The organism is Lysinibacillus sp. NPDC096418 (genome assembly GCF_044762775.1).
In the GTDB taxonomy this organism is placed as follows: domain Bacteria; phylum Bacillota; class Bacilli; order Bacillales_A; family Planococcaceae; genus Lysinibacillus.
Map to the genome: position 1 here is coordinate 15,996 of NZ_JBIWEY010000045.1, position 19,653 is coordinate 35,648.

The 19,653-nt window shown below is 32.5% G+C and carries 22 protein-coding genes; 20 read left to right on the top strand and 2 right to left on the bottom strand.

What is annotated here, in order from left to right:
- The first annotated feature begins 516 nt into the window (after positions 1–516).
- From ACIQZG_RS22090 to ACIQZG_RS22165, 16 genes are all read left to right on the top strand, one after another.
- On the top strand, positions 517–2,085 hold the full coding sequence (locus tag ACIQZG_RS22090; protein ID WP_402757925.1) for a primase C-terminal domain-containing protein: 1,569 nt from the start codon (positions 517–519) through the stop codon (positions 2,083–2,085).
- A gap of 202 nt (positions 2,086–2,287) precedes the next feature.
- On the top strand, positions 2,288–2,956 hold the full coding sequence (locus ACIQZG_RS22095) for a hypothetical protein (RefSeq protein ID WP_402757927.1): 669 nt from the start codon (positions 2,288–2,290) through the stop codon (positions 2,954–2,956).
- A 35-nt stretch (positions 2,957–2,991) separates the two neighbouring features.
- Positions 2,992–3,348 (top strand): hypothetical protein, encoded by a 357-nt coding sequence (locus tag ACIQZG_RS22100; RefSeq protein ID WP_402757929.1) that lies wholly within the window; start codon positions 2,992–2,994, stop codon positions 3,346–3,348.
- Between the two features lie 40 nt (positions 3,349–3,388).
- A complete protein-coding gene (locus ACIQZG_RS22105; protein WP_402757931.1) occupies positions 3,389–3,586 on the top strand; it encodes a hypothetical protein in 198 nt (65 codons plus the stop codon).
- A 29-nt stretch (positions 3,587–3,615) separates the two neighbouring features.
- The gene (locus ACIQZG_RS22110; protein ID WP_402757933.1) at positions 3,616–3,870 is read left to right on the top strand and encodes a hypothetical protein; all 255 of its coding nucleotides are present in this window, start codon (positions 3,616–3,618) and stop codon (positions 3,868–3,870) included.
- Positions 3,871–3,927: 57 nt separating this feature from the next.
- A complete protein-coding gene (locus ACIQZG_RS22115) occupies positions 3,928–4,161 on the top strand; it encodes a hypothetical protein (RefSeq protein WP_402757935.1) in 234 nt (77 codons plus the stop codon).
- Positions 4,162–4,452: 291 nt separating this feature from the next.
- A complete protein-coding gene (locus ACIQZG_RS22120) occupies positions 4,453–5,022 on the top strand; it encodes a hypothetical protein (protein WP_402757937.1) in 570 nt (189 codons plus the stop codon).
- Positions 5,023–5,069: 47 nt separating this feature from the next.
- On the top strand, positions 5,070–5,495 hold the full coding sequence (locus tag ACIQZG_RS22125) for a hypothetical protein (protein ID WP_402757939.1): 426 nt from the start codon (positions 5,070–5,072) through the stop codon (positions 5,493–5,495).
- A 46-nt stretch (positions 5,496–5,541) separates the two neighbouring features.
- Entirely contained in the window at positions 5,542–5,784 is a 243-nt protein-coding gene (locus ACIQZG_RS22130) for a hypothetical protein (protein ID WP_402757941.1), read from the top strand.
- 35 nt (positions 5,785–5,819) lie between these two features.
- Positions 5,820–6,296, top strand: coding sequence for a hypothetical protein (locus ACIQZG_RS22135; RefSeq protein WP_402757943.1), 477 nt, complete (start codon positions 5,820–5,822; stop codon positions 6,294–6,296).
- A 16-nt stretch (positions 6,297–6,312) separates the two neighbouring features.
- Positions 6,313–6,495 (top strand): hypothetical protein, encoded by a 183-nt coding sequence (locus ACIQZG_RS22140; RefSeq protein WP_402757945.1) that lies wholly within the window; start codon positions 6,313–6,315, stop codon positions 6,493–6,495.
- Between the two features lie 65 nt (positions 6,496–6,560).
- Complete coding sequence (locus ACIQZG_RS22145) at positions 6,561–6,959, top strand: hypothetical protein (RefSeq protein WP_402757947.1); 399 nt, start codon at positions 6,561–6,563, stop codon at positions 6,957–6,959.
- Positions 6,960–7,019: 60 nt separating this feature from the next.
- Complete coding sequence (locus ACIQZG_RS22150; RefSeq protein ID WP_402757948.1) at positions 7,020–7,400, top strand: hypothetical protein; 381 nt, start codon at positions 7,020–7,022, stop codon at positions 7,398–7,400.
- 282 nt (positions 7,401–7,682) lie between these two features.
- A complete protein-coding gene (locus ACIQZG_RS22155) occupies positions 7,683–7,838 on the top strand; it encodes a hypothetical protein (RefSeq protein WP_402757950.1) in 156 nt (51 codons plus the stop codon).
- Between the two features lie 44 nt (positions 7,839–7,882).
- Entirely contained in the window at positions 7,883–8,080 is a 198-nt protein-coding gene (locus ACIQZG_RS22160; RefSeq protein ID WP_402757951.1) for a hypothetical protein, read from the top strand.
- A gap of 32 nt (positions 8,081–8,112) precedes the next feature.
- A complete protein-coding gene (locus ACIQZG_RS22165) occupies positions 8,113–8,553 on the top strand; it encodes a helix-turn-helix domain-containing protein (protein ID WP_402757952.1) in 441 nt (146 codons plus the stop codon).
- Between the two features lie 67 nt (positions 8,554–8,620).
- Here the strand turns inward: ACIQZG_RS22165 and ACIQZG_RS22170 are convergent, their stop codons facing one another.
- Positions 8,621–8,932 (bottom strand): hypothetical protein, encoded by a 312-nt coding sequence (locus ACIQZG_RS22170; protein ID WP_402757954.1) that lies wholly within the window; start codon positions 8,930–8,932, stop codon positions 8,621–8,623.
- A 277-nt stretch (positions 8,933–9,209) separates the two neighbouring features.
- Between ACIQZG_RS22170 and ACIQZG_RS22175 the strand changes: the two genes are divergently transcribed.
- Entirely contained in the window at positions 9,210–10,013 is an 804-nt protein-coding gene (locus tag ACIQZG_RS22175; RefSeq protein ID WP_402757956.1) for a ParA family protein, read from the top strand.
- Positions 10,014–10,397 carry a hypothetical protein gene (locus tag ACIQZG_RS22180; protein WP_402757958.1) on the top strand — a complete coding sequence of 128 codons (384 nt, stop codon included), beginning with the start codon at positions 10,014–10,016 and terminating at the stop codon, positions 10,395–10,397.
- Positions 10,398–10,582: 185 nt separating this feature from the next.
- Here the strand turns inward: ACIQZG_RS22180 and ACIQZG_RS22185 are convergent, their stop codons facing one another.
- On the bottom strand, positions 10,583–10,819 hold the full coding sequence (locus ACIQZG_RS22185) for a helix-turn-helix domain-containing protein (RefSeq protein WP_402757960.1): 237 nt from the start codon (positions 10,817–10,819) through the stop codon (positions 10,583–10,585).
- A 207-nt stretch (positions 10,820–11,026) separates the two neighbouring features.
- Here ACIQZG_RS22185 and ACIQZG_RS22190 point away from each other — a divergent pair, with 207 nt between their 5' ends.
- Entirely contained in the window at positions 11,027–18,646 is a 7,620-nt protein-coding gene (locus tag ACIQZG_RS22190) for an S-layer homology domain-containing protein (protein WP_402757962.1), read from the top strand.
- A gap of 253 nt (positions 18,647–18,899) precedes the next feature.
- On the top strand, positions 18,900–19,451 hold the full coding sequence (locus ACIQZG_RS22195) for a hypothetical protein (RefSeq protein WP_402757964.1): 552 nt from the start codon (positions 18,900–18,902) through the stop codon (positions 19,449–19,451).
- The last annotated feature ends 202 nt before the right edge of the window (positions 19,452–19,653 follow it).

Here is a 19,653-nt window from a genome sequence, read left to right on the forward strand (position 1 = left end):
TGTTCATTTTAATTTTCTAGTTATTTCTAAAATTGATAAAAATAAGGATTAATAGTAATACCAATATTTAAAAAAGATGTATATTTTTCAATTTTTAAGGCTATTAATCTTTCATACACCAAAGTATTGTTGTATAATAGCACCTATTAGTAGTAAATAACTATCAAAAATTACTAATTATAGTTTTGCATTTCTTGAAATGATAGAGTAAAATAAGACCAATTAACTGAACCGAAATTAACTGAACGAAAAATAGCATAAAAAAAATCGAGCTTCACAGCTAAGTAAAAGGAACGCCAATTCCTAATACCGCTCGACTCGATTCTCCAACCTTGTGTGTCCCACTGGTTTGATATAGATTATATTATATGGTTTTCAGGATAAAAGCAACTATTTCAGAATTTTTTAATGATTTTTTGAAAAAAAGTTTATCCTTCAGCATATAAAAGCATCTAATCTTCCTTTTTCACAGGTTGTATTAGATGCTTTTTTCGTTCTCGAAAAGAGGCGGAAACCATGAGTAGAATAGAATTGGCTAGAGTTGAAAAGAATAGAATCGAAGAAATTTTGAATTTAATAACAAAGACAGGATTAACTACATATAAAACAAAATTTTCTAAAGCTTCATTACCAGCGTTAAGAAAAGCTATGGAATTTGATAAACAGCATGTGAAAGGTGCTGTATTTGCCGTGCGTTCTAAAGCTGATTTCACGCCAGAAGGGGCGAAAGGATATGTTATTACGTCTTTAGAAACGCTCCTAGAGGACGTAGAAGGTTTAACGCACTGGACACCTAACGTTTTCCGTAGTTTTGGTTACACTGACAACACAAAACGTTTTGTGAAAGGTCATGAAGAAACACAACTTGCACAAATTAATACATTTGTTGTTGATATTGATACAGACCAACACTCTGTTCAAGACATTTTAATGTCCTGTATCGACAATAGCATTGGTAGACCTACACTCATTATTAAGACAAATCGAGGGTATCAGGTCTATTTCGTGCTGGATAAACCAATGTATATTTCCAATAAAAATAATTTTAAACTACTAAAAATCGCAAAACGAATCTCTCAAAATATCAAAATGAGCTTACAATCAGTGAACGCTGATTTATATTGTAATGATTTTGGTTTTTTCCGTATTCCAAATTCGCAAAATGTTGTTTGGCTAGATGATGGCGCAATATACAGCTTCGACACATTGAAAAATTGGTCAATGCGTCAAGATGATGATAGAGGGCGTAGTTTTTCCGTTATTCACACAGGGAACTTGCCAGACGGTGTACAAGCGAAAGCAAGTCTGTCAGATTGGTTCAATGCATTACTACATGCTACGAACATAAAAGGCGGTAAAGGGCAAATAGGACGTAATAACACAATGTTTACGATGGCTTTAATTTGCATGAGTGAAGGTAAAGAAGAATCTTCAACTATGGACTTATTAGATGAATATAATTCTCGATTAGATTACCCTCTCCAAGCCAAGGAAGTGCATAGTGCTGTAAGATCCGCATATTCAGGGAAATACAAAGGCGCCCAAAAATGTTATGTAACGCAGTTACTCGAACAATATGTATCACAAGCTAATTCGTTTAATGTTAAATTAGGCAATTCCAACGGATGGTACAAGCACAAAAAAGAGCGTAGTGACCGTGTACGCAGCCATTTAGAAGAATGGGAATCAGATATTATAAAATATATTACGGCAGAAAAAAACGATTCTGAGCCGTTTATTTGGCATACTCAAAAAGAACTTTGCGAAAAATTAGATATGCCACAAAGCACACTTAATAAATTACTCAATAACTCGAAAAAAATTATTAAAACTGTAAAAGGCGTAGGCAGAAATGCAAAAACAGGTTGGTCTACAGTAGCTCTTTTCATTAAGTATACTCAAACCCTTGCTCTTGAATTACAAGCTCGCAAGAGCGATTATAAGGAACAATTGATACAACTTATTGAAGAACTGGTCACTAAAATAGAACCTATTGCTGGCCATGATAGATTAATAGGTTACCTTACTCACTTAGATTTATTAGAAAGAAGCAAAGGAATCCAGGGCCGGAGCGATACTGGATAAACGCTCCACTCTGCCTTTACTTATTTCTAGTTACGTTTCCGTCTCTGTGCAGGTTGTTATTTTAGTGCGTATTTTTATTCGTTGGACCTTTTTTCTAGGTATAGAGCTAACCTTTTTATATATGACTCTTGACTAAATTTAGTCAACATGGTTTACTTATTATGGATATTGTTTTTTGGTAGAACTCCAGGAGGGTGATTACGTGAAAGAATCCGATCTATTTGAGCCAGTAAAGCAACTGTTGTTAGATAAAATAGGTTGCGAGAAAGTATATGCAGAAGTACTTCATTATGATGTTGTGGGAGTTATTGGAAATCATAACATTATTGTAGAAATGAAAAAAATGCTTAATTTTAAAGTAATTGAGCAAGCAGTTGAAGCAAAACGACATGGGCATTATGTATTTGTTGCAGTACCTATGAAAAAAAGTGGATTTTCTAGATTAGTACAAGATTTTTTAAAATACTATGGAATTGGTTTAATTGTTATTAAAGAAACTAGTTATAACCACTATGCAGAAATACCTTATGGCATGTTTGCTAAAATAAATCGGCAAACAGGGGATATTCGTAAATATATTAAAGATGGTTATCACGATAAAATCACTGGTGGTCATAAGATGGGAGATTTTGATTATCAAAGTGACTATACATTGATGATTAACGATGTGAAGCAATATTTTCAGCGCTACCCAAATAAATGGATCACTGTTGAAGAAATATTGAATCATTGCCAATGTTATTATTCAAGTCCTAAAGCACAGCTTGCAGCTACTTTAAAAGCTAACTGGAATAATGACTGGTTAGAACACAAAGTATTAAATCGTAAATCTCATTTTAGATATAAAAAACAGATTAATCTGAATACATGATAAAAAACGTGCAGCAACAAAAGGAGAGATATTTATTGAATAGAGGGCAATTGCAAGAGTTAATGTTAATGTCATTTGAAAATATTTCTCGTGGTTATATCCAACGTGGATTTATCGATACAACATCATATGAATCTTATAAGGCAGGAGTAAACAAATGGATTATAGGTGCAACAAGTCCTTCATTTACTCATAAAAGGCTGTATGTAACTGTTGATTATGCAGCTGGAGCAGGACGTATGGTTGGTTCACCAACTAATAGAACACATATTACAGTTATATGTTCTGACAAACTTGCTAAAACGGAGATTTTCGAACGATTTTCAATTAATAAATTGCTAGAATTATTTTGGCAACAAGAATTTTTTGAAAAACAATTGACGTTATTTTAAATACTACACATTATGAGAAAAAATTGGAGGTAAATAGGATATGTTACATAAAAATATTTTAAAGATAAGACAAGAAATAGTTGAATGCATTTTGGAATGTGAAGTGGAACAAGGAGCATTAATTAATAAGATATCCAACCTACCAGATGATGAAGTGTTGGAATTATATATTGAGCACACATTTGATAGTGAGTGGCGTGGGGATCTAATTAAACAACTTGAGGAGAAAGCACAATAATTGAATATGTGTAAGAAGGTGATGTGTTAATGAGTAAAGAGTTTGAGTTAATGTTAGCAAACATAGTTATGTTTTTTATGATGTTGGTGATTTCGAAATTCGATGAAATATTGATATTATTTGATTTCCCAGATTTATCAGGGAAATTGTACTTTAATTTAATCATTAACATCTTATTAATGGGAATCTTACTAATAATTATTATGTTTAACATCCTTGTTTTTAGAATTTGGTATAGGGAAAAGGGTAACGATATAAAGAAAGAGTTATCAAAAGAAAAATAAAGCAGTAGCGTTTTTGTTACTGCTCATAAGATAAAAAGTGTGCAGGAAGGTGAAAGGATGATTAAACGAAAGTTTAAAGGTTCAGAAGGATGGATTACCTCTTACGCATTTTTGTTTTTGGGCAAAAAATGGATTGTTGCTATTTCCGAAAAAAAGTGGCATGAAGGTGAAAAGTATAAAAGGATGCCTATATGGGTTTCGAAAATAAGAAATGAAGTTCCTGCAGTATTCATTTGGAATATAGCTATAGGTTTTGATAAGAGAAAAAATAATAAACACTTTGAGGGTTAATCGATAAAAAATGTTCAGCTAAAGAAAGGTGTATAACAGTGAAATTAATTACAGGTGAATATACAGAATGTACAGATCAAAACATGATTAATGAATACAACGAACTAACTTATCAATTAAATCGAGAACTCGCCAAGTTTTCAGATGATGAAGTGTTAACCAAACATCGTAGAATAATATTTCTGTTCTCCATTTTAGTTGAGTATCCAAAGAACGAACAGCTAACGCTATTCTAGAAGGTGTGTAGGCATCGATAAAAATTATTCAGTATGAGAAAGGGATGTAGATGGTATGGAGAAAGAGAAAATTATTGAGAAATTAAATGGCTTGAGAAACGAACTTATTGAAGTAGAAAGTCCAGGAGCGATTTTATCTGAAGCTGATTATATTGTTGAAAAGCTTAATAATGATTTAAAAGATAAATACTTCGAGAAATTACAAGACTCCTTAAACAAAGAAAAAAGTAATTTGAGGAAAGACGAAATTAAATTGGTACATCTTAAATATAACCAAGTGTTAAAACAAATGCTAGAAACAAAAATTAGTCCTGATGAAGCATTACGAGCAATACTAAGGATTGATAATGAATACGAAAAAAATCATTCAAACAACAATCATGAAGGGGAACACGCTATAGAACTTATGGAGATCAGTGAAGCCGAATGGGTTGTTTCAGAATATGAAAAAGGTGAAAAGAGATTTTCAAATAAAACGGTGGAAAAAGCATATAAACTTTTAGAAGAATCACCTTACGAAAAATATGAATGTGAGTTTTGTGATATTGAATGGACAGCTAGAAAAAATACTGAAGAGCACAAAAATAAATTGTGTTATAAATGTTGGTTACGCATGAAAGCGTAGTGAACTACTGAACAATTTGAGTAAAATGCGAAATAGGAGGTATCTTAATGTTCAAGAGAAATAAAGCTAAAAGGGAAAGGGAAGAGCATTTGTCCAAATTACGGAGCCATTTCAGCAAAATGGATAAGGGCAAAAGGCTTTTATTGATTGATGGAAGGATTGGAATTTTTAAAGGCTACAATGGTGATGTGTTTGAAGGTGAAACTTTTCTTTTTGAAGAAAATGGAGAAGTTCAAGAGGTTCAACTAGATTTGTATGATAGCTTGTTAGTTCATAATCCTGAACATAAATGTTTGTTATGTTCAGGAGAACGAATTATGGAAGGTTTGCTCAGAAGCCCTGACGGACTTTTTCCTTCATTTAGAGAGAATATAACCTCTGACATTGGTTCAATGCAAACTTTTAATTCAAGAAAAATATCTCTTCATGCGTGTCGAGATTGTGGTTATATAATGCCTTTCGTAGAGGTTTAGCTTATTAACAATTGATAAAAATTGTTCAGTAAAAGGAGATTATAAAATGGAATTGGTGATTAACGGTATCAAATTCAATCCACCTGAATATTGGATTTATGGAGAAGGACAATGGCAAGATGATGATGGAACAATTTACAACATTGAATTTTTATCTTACCCAGCAACAGCTAATGGAAAGCACGTTTATATTGATAGTAATGATGGTTCTGCATCCTATCGTTCTTTAGATGAAGGAAAAATATTATCTTTTAAAGGTTCTTATATAAAATTGAGAGATCCATACTGAACAACTTGAGGATATGGTTCAAGGAGGACAAATTAATGGGACGTTTAAAATTTTTCAATAGGAAACCTAGTGAGGTTATTTCAGACTATCAGAAAAATAGAATTAAAGCTATGAACGTAATATCAGAACTTGATTTAGAGAAAAAAGTTACTCAAAAATCTGACCACGAACTTAAAGCTATCGCATTAGAACTTTTATTTCTTGGTTCAATAGAAATTCGACTCATAGCACGTTCAGATAGATTTTCTAAAGACTTTTCTAAACTATCGATCTTAGATATTTCAGATGGTATGCATAATTTACCTCAACTGATTGGTTATCTAGAAAATGACAAAGTAGACCCTGCCTATTTTAGAGCAAGTTTGGAATTAGAAATAAATAAGTGTATTTTCGCTTTGATTATGAATTTTATGATGCAAAATGAAAAAGAAAAACACTTTAGTAGGCTTCACTTGAATGATTTTTTAAATAAGTATATGAGCATAAATGTTAATTTGATAAAAATTGTGTAGGAAAGGTGGAATTAATGTGGAGTTAGAAGAAAGAAAAATCGGATTCATTCAAGGTGTGGCATATGCAGCGGCATTGATGAAGGAATACAGCATGAACAGTGAAAGTTTAATAGATGAATCGGGCATTTCGGGTGATGTTCTACTAAAATATGCAGATGACCATGATTTACAAATCTTAGGTCTAATAGAGACGGAATAGCTGCACAATATGAGTATTTCGTTCAGTAAATAATGAAAATAGTTTAGATAGAGGGTGGAATTAATTTGAATAAAATGGAGATAGCTTATGAGTTATTAAGTAATACTAGGAGTGCTTTATTGAAGGATTTAATACAAAGCGTCATTTCAAATATCGAAGAAATACCTATAAGTAATTCTTTAAACGAAGAAATCATTAGATTTCAAAACTGCTTAACTTATATAGAGGGTTCTGGATTCAATATTAAAGGATGGAGTTTAATTGAAATCCCTATTTATTTTACATTTTGTTTTGCAGATATAAAAAACAATAAATTCTTTGATTTAGATGTATATTCAATTGACAAAGTTATTCCTAAATATGTAGATGAATCTGATATAGAAAGAGAAGTAGAAACAATACAAATTGCTATAAATAGATATGAAATTCTCCAAACACATATAGCTGATAATAGAAATAATTGATGAACATAATGAAGATTTGATAAATATTGTTCAATAACAATGATGCTAGGAGTGGGATGGATGTTTAATTTTATCAAAGATTTCATAGATCAAAGAAAAAGACTTCAAATTATAAAGAAACAAATAACAGCAGATTTTGAATCGGTTATATCTACGAAAAATTTTATTATGAATGTAAATAATAATTCTGATTATCGAGTTAATTTAGAATCGAATTTTGAAAAAATGTGTGATGTGATTGTGTCTTATAAAGAAGATCCCGAAATTGTTCAGTTAGTGTGTAAATGTGCAAAAGAAATGGGCGATAGACTACTTTTGCACAATAATACTCCACGTTATGAAAACCATAAAAGGAGAATGATTTATGCAGAATTGAGGGACTTGTTTTCTAAATTATTAGATGAATTGATGCACTATCAACAAGCAATTGAAAGTAAATAATTTCACTGAACATTTTGAATGAAAAGTTTTATAGGAAAGGGAGTAATTATGAGAGTTATTGAGTTAATGATAATACCTATTTTTTGTTGCTTGATACTTTTTGTTTTAGGTGTCGCTATGGTCTTTCTAGGGGCTTATTTTAAAAAAAGAAGAATGATTCTTTTATTTTAAAATTAGGGTTAATTTCTATACCTGCAAGTATTATAGGTATATTTATTTGTTATAAAGTTATCGTTATTTCTTAAAAGATAAAAATTGTGCAATAGAGAGGGATTGATAAAAATGTTTGAATATCAATTGAAAAAAGGACAATTAAAACTTAAAAATGTTCAAGTAGTTGATGATGGTTGGTATGTTGTAGGAATTAGAAGTGACAATGGATTAGAAGATAAGTTTCCTATTCAATATTTTCAAAAATTTTTCGAGAAAATAAGTTAATGCACAATTTGAGGAAAATATTCAATACGAAGGGAGAATAAATGATGGATAATAACAAAAATGTGGAATTTGAAGAGCCTATAAAAAGCATAGGTGGTCAAGTTTATATAGGTAGAATGGGAAAAGCGACTAAAGTAATTACTTTTAAAGAAAATGAATTTGAAAAGAAACTAGCACCTGATAATGCGATCATTGAGCATGTTAAAATTAATAATGAGAAATATGTGAGAATGACATATTGATAAATATTGTTCAGCAGGGAGGTAATACCATTTTGAACAGTAAAATGATTGTCTTTGATAGATTAAAAATTCTTTGTATGGAACAAGGGATTTCTATTGTTGAGTTAGAAGAAACATTAAATTTCGGTAAAAATTCTCTTTATGGTTGGAAAAAGAAAGTTCCTAATGGTGCTAACTTAGAAAAAGTTGCAGACTTCTTTAATGTTTCTATAGATTATCTAGTTGGGCGTACAGATAAGAAACGTTACTATGATCTAACTAAAAAAAATGAAATATCTGTTGAAAGTGAACTCAAGAAAATAATTAATGTTGAGGATGTAGATAATGCATTGGCAGCCATTGAGGCAAGAATTTTAGAAGAATTGAATGAAGAAGATAGTCAGTTATTAATTGCTTCTTGGGAAAATACTTTACGATTAACTAGACACATGGCAAAACTGAAACACCAAAGAAGCGAGATGAAAAACATTTGAAAAAACATTATTTGGAATTAGGGAAAAGAAAAGGGTCAAGATATGGAATATCCTGACCCTCGTTCTTTTATATTCGTGTTATTTCCACATTATCTATAATGAAATCTTCTAGTTGCTCTGATAAAGGAAGAAATGAATTATTTTCTTTTTTCGCCAGCATAAAATCCCCTTCAATTTCTTTCATATTTTCTCCAAATCTAATGCGATAAGTAAATTTTTGTTCTTTATTAGTTGTGTTTAAAACATACAAGTCTTTGTCTAGATGAAAAGATTCCATGTTCTCTGTATTTAATATTTTATTAACCCAATCGAATTTAACTTCTTCAGGCGCTACCATAAATTGATATGCACAATTTTTCACTACAAATACTGTGTTCATCTTTTATTAAAATCCTCCTAGAATAAGCTTTTATATTGTATTATTAAAAGACTATTAGAAATCTTCCTGTATACTCTAATTATACCATTTTTGACTAAATTTAGTTACATAAATAAGACAAAATATGTAGATTATTATATAAATTTTTCTAATTTAAACAAAATTGTATCTTATAGTTAAGTAGAACTAGTGAAAACTGTAAAGCAATTGACTAATTTTAGTCAATTGTGATACTGTTAATTTACACAATTTAGGAATTTAGGAGGCTTACTATACTATGGCAGTAAAAATAACACTAGGAAATGCAAAAGGTGGAGTAGGAAAGACTTTAATAACTAATTTTTTAGCCTATCATCTAGCTGAAATGGATTATAAAGTATTAGTTATAGACTGTGATCCCCAGGGGAATACAACAGGATTATTTGAAAAAAAGATTGGTTCTTTGAATGAAATTCAAACGCTTTATCAGGGTCTAAAGAATAAAAATCTAAAGAGCTGCATTAAAGCTGTATCAGATAATTTAGCTTTTATTAGTTCAAGTACAGATTTAGTTAAACTAGATGATTTACTGAAAGGCCAAAAAGACAAAGTAAGCTTTTTTGCGAAACAAATTGTTGAATTTAATGATGAATATGATTTTATATTTTTTGATGTTCCACCTTCACCATATTCTATTTACGTAAATAATGCTCTTGGTGCAAGCGATTACTTTGGAATCATAACTGAAATTGGTAGTGATTCTTTTAAAGGGATTCCAACGTTTTACGAGGTTGCAAATAATATTCATGAGAATTTTAATAAAAATTTAGAATTTTTAGGAATAATTGTAAACAGAAGAGAAAATGATGTTGAAACATTTGCTAAAATAGACAGTGAATATAATTTAGAGGGAGATGAATTTTTTGTGAATTATATACCTAAACGTTCGAGATTATTTAAATATATGGAACATGGGGTTTATAATTATACTGTGAAAAAAGGCGCTCTGAATCCACTCGATAGATGGGATTTAGAATTATATGCTATTGGTGAAAAATTAGCGAAAGAGTTGCTGGGAAAATTAGAATTAGGAGTTAAGTAAATGAAAAAATTGGGGAATAATTTTGTGAATAAAAAAAGTATCGGTGAAACAGTCGATATGACAAAAGAGGTTGATAAATTTGCGCCTCGTAGAATATTTCCAGAAGATCATGAAGCGTTAAGAAAATTAGCGTTTGATAAAAAACTATCTTATGTCGAATTATTAAATGAAATACACGAATTTAGCAAAATTAAAATGCATGAAAAAGGGTTAGAATACTATAGAGAATTTGAAAAATATAATACTCCAAGTGCTCAACATAAATCTCTTGGATTACCACAAGAATTTAATGCTTTTCTTAATGAATTTAGTACAAGGGATTTTCCAGCTAAACATTTATTATCTGCAATAATACAGGATTATATAATTAACCAAAATAAATAAAAACAGACAAGTATTAAAATCTTGTCTGTTTAAAAGGAGGGCATATCAAAATGATAGCAATTAAATCTAATTGTGTGAAAATATTGTCCTTAAAAAATGGTGATGCATGGTTTAATTAATATTTAAAATTTAAGTTTGATATATGTTTTAAAAGGCAATCTATTAGGACGCTAATAGGTTGTTTTTTAATCTTCTAATACCACTCCAAACAAAGGACTATCAAAGAACTCTGTTAATGTAATACCACATCCATTACAGTATGCTTGTATTGTACTTATTTTTGGATGCTTCGAGCGCCCACACATAATCTCTGAAACAGTTGTCTGTTTTAATCCTCCCCATCTTCCGATTTCGGTTATTGTACTATTTCTTTCTTCTGCTAACTCAGCCATTCGTGTTGCTATTGCTTTATTAATATTCATGTACTTGCCTCCCTTCTTTACAATTCTATATCCTAAAGTACCTAAACAACAACAGCTGGGGACTATTTTCTTATTTATATTATATATAAGTCTTATGGATTAAATAACAAATTGACACCAATGTTTTGTTGACTTGCACCAGAGTTTTGGTCAATAATTGATGCGAGCAATAAAAAATAATATTTATAAGAAAAGGGGATGTAAAAATTGGTTAAGAAAGACAAAGAAAAAAACAATTCTTTAATTAAAAAGAAGGCAATTATGAGTAAATCAGCAAAAGTATTTATGGCGACTGCTGTTATGGCTTCAGCAGTTAATGTAGCAGGTGTTGGTGAAATTGAAAAAGCTAGTGCAGCAACTTACGAATATACGTGGGAAGAATGGGAACATAAGCAAACAGGTACTACTCAAGTTTTCGATAAATTGGATTCCAAAGTAGTGCAAGGAGGCGGTGGTGTTTTTGTTAATGGCAATCAAATGCAAGAATATATTGCCGTTGCTAGGCAAAATGTTATTGACGCAGACAATCAAGCAGCAGAATTAAGAAGAACGAATCAGCCTGGACAAGTTTCTTACCCACAGTGGGAGTTTGAAGGTACGGACACTCCTGATTTGTATTTAGCTAAAGGGAAAGTTATCACTGATACTTATGGATTCAAAGATGTACCGCAATTTGATTGGGTAAAGAAACGTACATTTACAACAACAACGCCTAATGCTTATACAGAAGGCAATCAATACCGTTTGGTTGGAACGAAACTAATAAATACAGCACCAACGTTACCAACCTTGACAGTACCAGCTGTTCAATTTGAACATGGTGATAAACACTTAATTTCCTATCAATCATCCGATGACGACGGAGACACGTTGACATATACTTTGGACGTTTCCTACGACAAGGGTGCAAATTGGTCTAACTTGTATACTGGTACGTCAAAGGTATATGAATATACAGTTCCTACAGATAAAGCACATGTTATGTTCAGGGTAAAAGCAACGGATGGGACAGCAACAACGGAATATGCTACTAGTGAGAATAAAGTGAATCAAGCTGTTGTTTACTATTGGCAGAAATACGCGAATCAAATTACTAAAATTTTAGGTGAAAAACAACTACTCTCTCAACAAACTTTGCATCCATACTGGGATGAAGTTTATCAAACATACCAATTACCGGAATTTTCAGGGCCATATGGTTTGGGTTATGCACTTAGTGGTGACAAGTTAGTTCTTACAGATATTATTGGTTTTCCTACTAAACCAGCTGATAATCAACCAGTTTATACTCTTGGTAATGATGGAACAGGAAATATAGTATTAACAGAGTATAAAATTATCAACGCAAACTGGTATTATTCAAGTAATGGTAGTTTAACTATGAATACTAATGGTGGGAGAATAGACCTTAAACGCTATAAGGTTCCAGTAATAACAAATGATTCAAAAGGTAATCTTGTTCAGCAAGATATTAAAGCTGGCTATAATGCATATTTAGACAATCAAAAAAATGCAGATGGTAATTGGTATGTAAGAGGTCAGCGTGTTCATTCTGAGGATATAACTCCACCGATTATTGAAGCAACTGAACAAGCGAATTATGGTAAAACATCCGAGGTAACAGTTGTTGCACATGATTTGTCAGGGGTTTCTAAAATTAAATATGCTAAAGGCGAGCAAACAAAAGATTATTTTGTATCAAACGGTACGGCTTTAACTAATGGGAAATTCACAGCTACCGAAAATGGAAAATACACAGTATTCGCTGAAGATGTAAAAGGCAATAAGGCAGTGAAAGTAATTAATGTTACTAAAACTTTACATCACGTGTATACAGCTGTTGAGAAAGCAGAAGGAACATTACTAAAAACTGATTATGAATTAGCAAAAACATTGGTTGACAATGTACAAGATCCTTCAAGCTTAAGTATTTTAGTTCCTAGAATAACTGAATTAGCAACTTACCATACCGCAGTAGATTCATTGGTGTCGATGGAAACTGAATTAAAAAACGCAGCATCTGAAAAACGTAAGCCAAATGAAACATTAGTTTCGTGGACACATATTAATGATGCAAAAGCAGTTATTGATACACTGACAAATAGTGTGAATAAAAAAGCATTAAATGACCGTCTTACACAAGTCATTAAACAATATTTAAATATCAAGGACATTACTCCAGAGGATTTAGATGGAGCTGGTGCAGAAGATGTTAAGTCAGAATTTGAAGGTTGGTATAAAGAGTTTCAACCATATTTTGGTGATATAACAACTAATGCACAATCACTAGTAAACTTCGTTAATGCATTGAAATCAGCGTTAAATGATATGACCAATGAAAAAATACTGGCTCTAAATAGCGTTGATGTACCAACTGAGGCAAATGAAGTAACGACAGCAGTACGTGACCATGTTAATGCATTGTTCAATAACCGATTAGTTTTTGATTCAACAATGCTTGCACCTGAATGGAAAATAAAAGAGGAACTTCCGTTGACTAAAGCGTATGCAGTTGAAATTGCTAATGTCTTGAAGGAAGTTGCTGAATACAATGATATTTTGACAGATAAAGAAAAGGCAGAGGGGCAAGCTGCTATTGAAAATCTCGAAGATGGCCAATTTAAAAAAGATATGGAGGGATATTTAAATAACGGAATTCCTGAAATTATTGTAGAACATGGGGAATATGAAATTATCAGTGATGGAAACGTTACTTTTGCAGGGAACGTTCGTGATGTTGATGATCAAAAAGTAGATATTGAAGTTGAATTAAACGGACAAAAATTAACGACTAGTGCAGATGATTCTGATTCTACAAAAGCATTTGAAGTTAATTTCACTCTAAATAAAGGCGTTTATAAAGATGGGTTTGTAGTAAAAGCCAGCGATAGTAAAACTACAAAAACAGCAAAAATCAATACACCAGTTGTTATTGTATCTGATGTTAGCAAAATGACTGATATGGTCAAAGCATTAGAAAAAGATAAAAACGTTGTATTTAAAGATATGGATGTAGCTACACTCGAATCCCTTAGTGGATTAGTTGACGATGTATTAAACGTTACAACAGATACGGTTCGTGATGTTGTAGCAACAGCTACAACAATTGGTGGCACTCACTTACTGGAAGTAGTAAAAGGTTATACAGATTCATTACGTGTAACTTGGTTATATGAAAATATCGCAACTGCAACAACAGAAGATTTTACTTGGGCGAGTGTATCTGATGTTACAAGCGATACAATTGAAGATATCCGTACAATCGTGACTGATTATAAAGCAGAAAATCCAAATAAGAAAACAGCGACTAAAGCAGATTTTGCTGAATGGGTGACTTTACAACAAGACTTAGTAACAGCTCGTACAGATGTACAAACGGCTGTAGGTATAACTAATCCAAATGATTTACAGGATGCATTATTGAAAGCAGAAACAAGCGTGAATGAATTACCTGAATGGTTAACTGAAAAAGCTGCTTTGTTGCAAGCAATCTTTAATATAACTGTAGATAATGCGGTGAAAAAAGCAGAGACTACTTATAATCCAACAGACTTCGCAATAGCGCAAGGATTAGTTGATAACCTTAAAACAGAAGAATCGAAAACAACCTTCCAGGAACGCTTAAATGAAGTACAAAAAGTAATTTATGCGATTGCAGCAGTTGATAAAGCAAAAGCTTCTGTAAGTCAGACTGACATTGAAGCAGCTCAAGTATTTGTAAATGCTATTGGTGATGCACATAAAGTCAAAAAAGCAGAGCTACAAACTATATTAGACAATCTTATCGCATTTGTGGAAGCAGAGGCAGCAGTCGAAAAAGCTGAAGGTTCTAAATTACAGCAAGATAAAAATGATGCACAAGAATTAGTTGATAAGCTTGCCGAAAGTGCAGAAAAAGATGAATTAAAAGATCGTTTAGATGTGCTTCAACAATTAATCGATAAAGCAAGTAAAGAAAAAATCGCGACAGAGGCCGTTGAAAAAGCAGAATCTAGTAAATTACAAGAAGATGTGAATAATGCTAGTGATTTAGTGAAGGCTTTGGAAGATGGAGAAGTTAAATCATTGCTTTTAGAACGCTTAGATGCTGTACAAAATGCTATTGATTTAGCCATTGCGACTACTGCTGTTGAAAAAGCTGAAAAATCATTATTACAAGAAGATGTAAGTTTTGCTCACCCTCTTGTAAATGCTTTAACGGAAAGTGTTGAGAAACAAGAATTACTTGACCGTTTAGCTGAGGTTCAAAAGAAAATTAATGATAACCTTGCTTATGCTGAACAATTAGAAAATGCAAAAGTTGCCGTTGAAAAAGCAGAAAAAGAAAAAACACAAACAGCTGTTGATTATGCAAAATCATTAGTTGACGAATTAAAAGCTGAAGATCAACCACCATTGCAAGAACGTTTAGATGCTGTTCAAGTTATTATTGATGATAAAAATGCATATGAACAAGCTGTATCTGAAGCTGAAAAAGCTGTTGAAAAAGCCGAAGAGTCGCTTTTACAAAAAGATAAAGATGCTGCTCAAGAACTAGTCGATAAATTACCTGATGGTAAGGAAAAAGATGAATTAAACGAGCGTTTAGAAAATGTTCAACAACAAATTGACAAGGCAGAGCAAGAAAAAATAGCAACTGAAGCTGTTGAGAAGGCCGAAGAAAGTAAATCACAAGATGATATTGATAAAGCACGTGATTTAGTTGAAGAATTAGAAGATGGGCCAGTTAAAGAAGATTTAAATAATCGTTTAGATGATGTACAAGATGCTATCGATAATAAATCTAAGGAAGAAAAAGCCGAGGATGCCGTTGAGAAGGCAGAAGATACTTTATTACCGGATGATTTAGAAGATGCGAAAAATAAAGTTGAAGATTTAGTTGATAGTGACAAAAAAGACGATCTCCAAGATCGTTTAGATGAATTAGAAAAACATGTAGAGGCTTATAAAGAAGCTCTTGCTGCTGTTGAAAAAGCTGAACTATCTAAATTACAATCTGATAGTGATTCAGCTCAAAGATTAGTTGATTTACTACCTGGAAGTAGCGCTAAAGATGGTTTAAATGAACGTCTTGTTAATTTAAACAAATACATCACAGCTGAAAAAGCTGTTAGCAAAGCAGAATCTAGCTTAATGCAAAAGCATAAAGACCAAGCACAAGTATTAGTCGATAATTTAGTTTCAGGTGCAGACAAGGATGAACTACAAGATCGTTTAGATAAATTACAACTAATCATTGATGATAAAACAGGAGATCTGTTAGATAAAATCATAAATGACCCTGATAGTATCACTGCAAAGGAACTTGCTAATTATACACAAGAAATTGTTTATGAAGAAGTAATGCCTGAATACATTCAAGACTTAAAAGCACTTGGTGATACAATCACAAAAGAGCAAGTTATTGAAGTCGTTTTAGGTATCGGGAAATTAGAAATCGCGAAACGTTCAATGCTAGTAAATGATATAGATGCTTATGGTAAGGAATTTGCTGTTGCTACTATACCGACTCTAAATAAATATCCTGGTCCAAATGTTCTTCATTCAGTTGTTGACTACAAACAAAATGATGAAGAATTAGAAAAAGCTATAGCAAGTATTGCAGCTGCTCTTAATCTTCCAGTAGAACAAATTCGAGCAGAAATTGAAGCTATTTGGAGTATGTTAGAAGAGAATGTGAAAATTGGGGACTATCTTGTGAAATATGTAGATAGTGCTGGTCAAATTATTCTAGAGACAACAGTAAAAGACGCACAATATGGTGATATTAAAGTACATGCAGAAGTGCCAGAAGGCTATATTTTAGTTGGTGATGATGTTCAAACATTCGTACTATCAGATGAAACGAAAGGTTCTACTATATCATTCTTAGTAACTCAAATTGAAACACCTGAAACACCTGCAGATGGTGAAACACCTGAAACACCTGCAGATGGTGAAACACCTGAAACACCTGCAGATGGTGAAACACCTGAAACACCTGCAGATGGTGAAACACCTGAAACACCTGCAGATGGTGAAACGCCTGAAACACCTGCAGATGGTGAAACATCTGAAACACTGTTAGTTTCAGAATTAACACATGAATCGTTGGAAAGTGTATTAAATACACTAGGTGCTACTTCAGATGAAAGTAATCTTTATATCAGCAAAATTCAAGAGTATGCGACTGAGTTAGGGAAAACAAGTATTACTCAAGCTGAATTGCATGTGATTGTAGATGCCGTACATGCTGCTTTCAATCAATTAATCGATGCTGAGTCAAAAATCAGTTTACTTGAAGATGGTACGGTTAAAGACTACTTGTTAACGCTACTAGCTCCGAAAGAAACGATTGGAACAGAAACAGCGCTTGTACGTTCTGTAATGAAAGTAGCATCTTTAAATGATAGTTATATTAAAGTGACTTCTACGCCATTCATTGCAACTTCTACAGGTTTAGCGAATACACAAAATGAAGATCATGCGGAGTATATTTACAAAACATTACATGCTTTAGCAAGTGTAAAAGTATTTAAAAGTAACCCAACGGAAGAATTAAAAGAAGTTGCAAAATCGTACATTGTTGCAAATCTATATGATGGAGCTTATAAAGAATACCTCTTATCAGAACTTAATATTGATATTAAAAGTTTAGGAAATGGGAATGATGGAGAACCTGATTTAACACCTGTATATCCTGATGGTTGGGGCACATCTGAACCAGAACCAAAGCCTGAACCAAAACCTGAGCCGAAGCCAGATCCAAAACCAGAACCGAAGCCAGATCCAAAACCTGAGCCAAAGCCAGATCCAAAACCTGAGCCAAAGCCAGATCCAAAACCTGAGCCAAAGCCAGATCCAAAACCTGAGCCAAAGCCAGATCCAAAACCTGAACCAAAGCCTGAAACGAAGCCAGAGCCTCCTACTGTAGACACTGGTACGTCTGCTGAAACAATCGATATTGATAAAGATGGAAATTGGGTGATTAAAAACCCTGCTGGAAAAGTCGTTGAATTGAAGAAAGATGGTATTAAAATCGTGTTGCCTATCGAACATGATGCTAAAGAATGGTTAGTACAGTGGCTAGATAAAGGTAAAGAACACTACGAACTAAATGTTTTTGCTGATGGTAAAAAAATTACTACTTTCAAAGAAAATATTTTAATAGAGAAAAAACATGGTAAAGCATATTTGTTACGAAGCGAAAAAGGGGAATATAAAGCTATTCCACATAAATACGCTAAACAAAAAATTTCGTTTAAAACTAAAACAACAGGAGAATTTTATTTCTCTAAAGAAAAAGTCACATTTAAAGATATTAACGGTGTATTCAGTAAGGCAGCCATTGAAGAATTAGCAAGTCGTAATATTGTCTTTGGTACTACAAAAGACATTTATAGCCCTTACAAGAACATTACAAGAGCACAATTCAGTGCTATGCTAGTTCGCTCTCTTGGACTTGAAGCAACAGGGACAAATACGTTTAAAGACGTTAGAGCAAAAGATTGGTTTGCTAATGATGTACAAGCTCTTTATGATGCAGGAATCATTAAAGGTGTGTCAGCTACTAAGTTTAATCCAAATGGCAGTTTAACACGCCAACAAGCAGCTTTAATGCTTAATCGCACCCTGGAATACCTAAATGTAGAAACAGGTTCACATAAACCTACATTTAGCGATTCCAAGAAAATTTCAGCAGAAGCGAAAACAGCTGTTGGAAATATGCAAGATATGGGTATTTTTGACGGAAAAGCAGGTAATATCTTTGATCCTTACGCAAATTTAACTCGCTCTCAAATGGCTAAAGTGTTAATGAATACATTGACGAAAGCAGAATTGTTCTAAAAATTAAGAAGGCTGTCTGCATAATTTGTAGACAGCCTTTTATAAAAGGCTAATCATAATTAGAAGTGGATTATTAAGAATAATTATTTTCTATTATTTCGATTCAATTGACATGCCCTAAACAGCAAATTGGAGAACATGACGATGGCTATAACTTTTCAGAAAGTTTACTTGTTGAGGTTGAACATTTATTGAAAAGTGCCGTAGCTTGATTTGAGACTGTATTTTAGATATTGAGTAATGGAGGCCTAATGTGAGAATTAAAATTAATGAAAATCCTAATGTACCTAAATTAGAGTATGGTAAAAGTTATGAACTTAAGCTGGCAACATGTGAGTGGTATTACCGATTTAAATTTACACGTAAAAAGAATATATATTACAAAGAAATCAATAGAGGATGCCATGTTAGTGGCGATATTCAAATAACTAAAAAGACTCTAAAGCAATTAATCAATTCCTCTGAGTTTACAGAATGCGTTGTTGAAGCAGATTATAGACCCGATATACTTCACGCATTGTTCGGAGATATCGATTATGCTACCAAAATAGCTCAATTAATAAAAAATAACCGTTACAAAGTCTACTTGAGCCGATTCTATGATGTGCCAAGCGAAATAGATACAATTGAAATGGAACTGGAAACGTTACTGAATGACTTATGCAAAATTGATTTAATAATCAATAATATTACTGAAATAAGTGTAAAAGGGGAATTTAAAAAGTGTGTAGGTATTTCTTTGTTAAATAATTACAAAGAAATACACGGTGAACCAGTAAGAAGTCTTTATATATTTTTAAATTAACTCAACTTTGAAAATGAAATTAAGAATTTACGCGATTTTTATCCCTGGTTAAACACAAGTTCGAAATAGAAAATTATTTCTTAAAGAAGAATAAACTAGGGCGGCAGCACCAACAGCGCCCAGGAGAGCCAAAAACGCTCTCTAGGGTGCTGTAGGTGTCAATGTGCCACTAAATAGCTCGATAACCACGGCCTGTACGGCT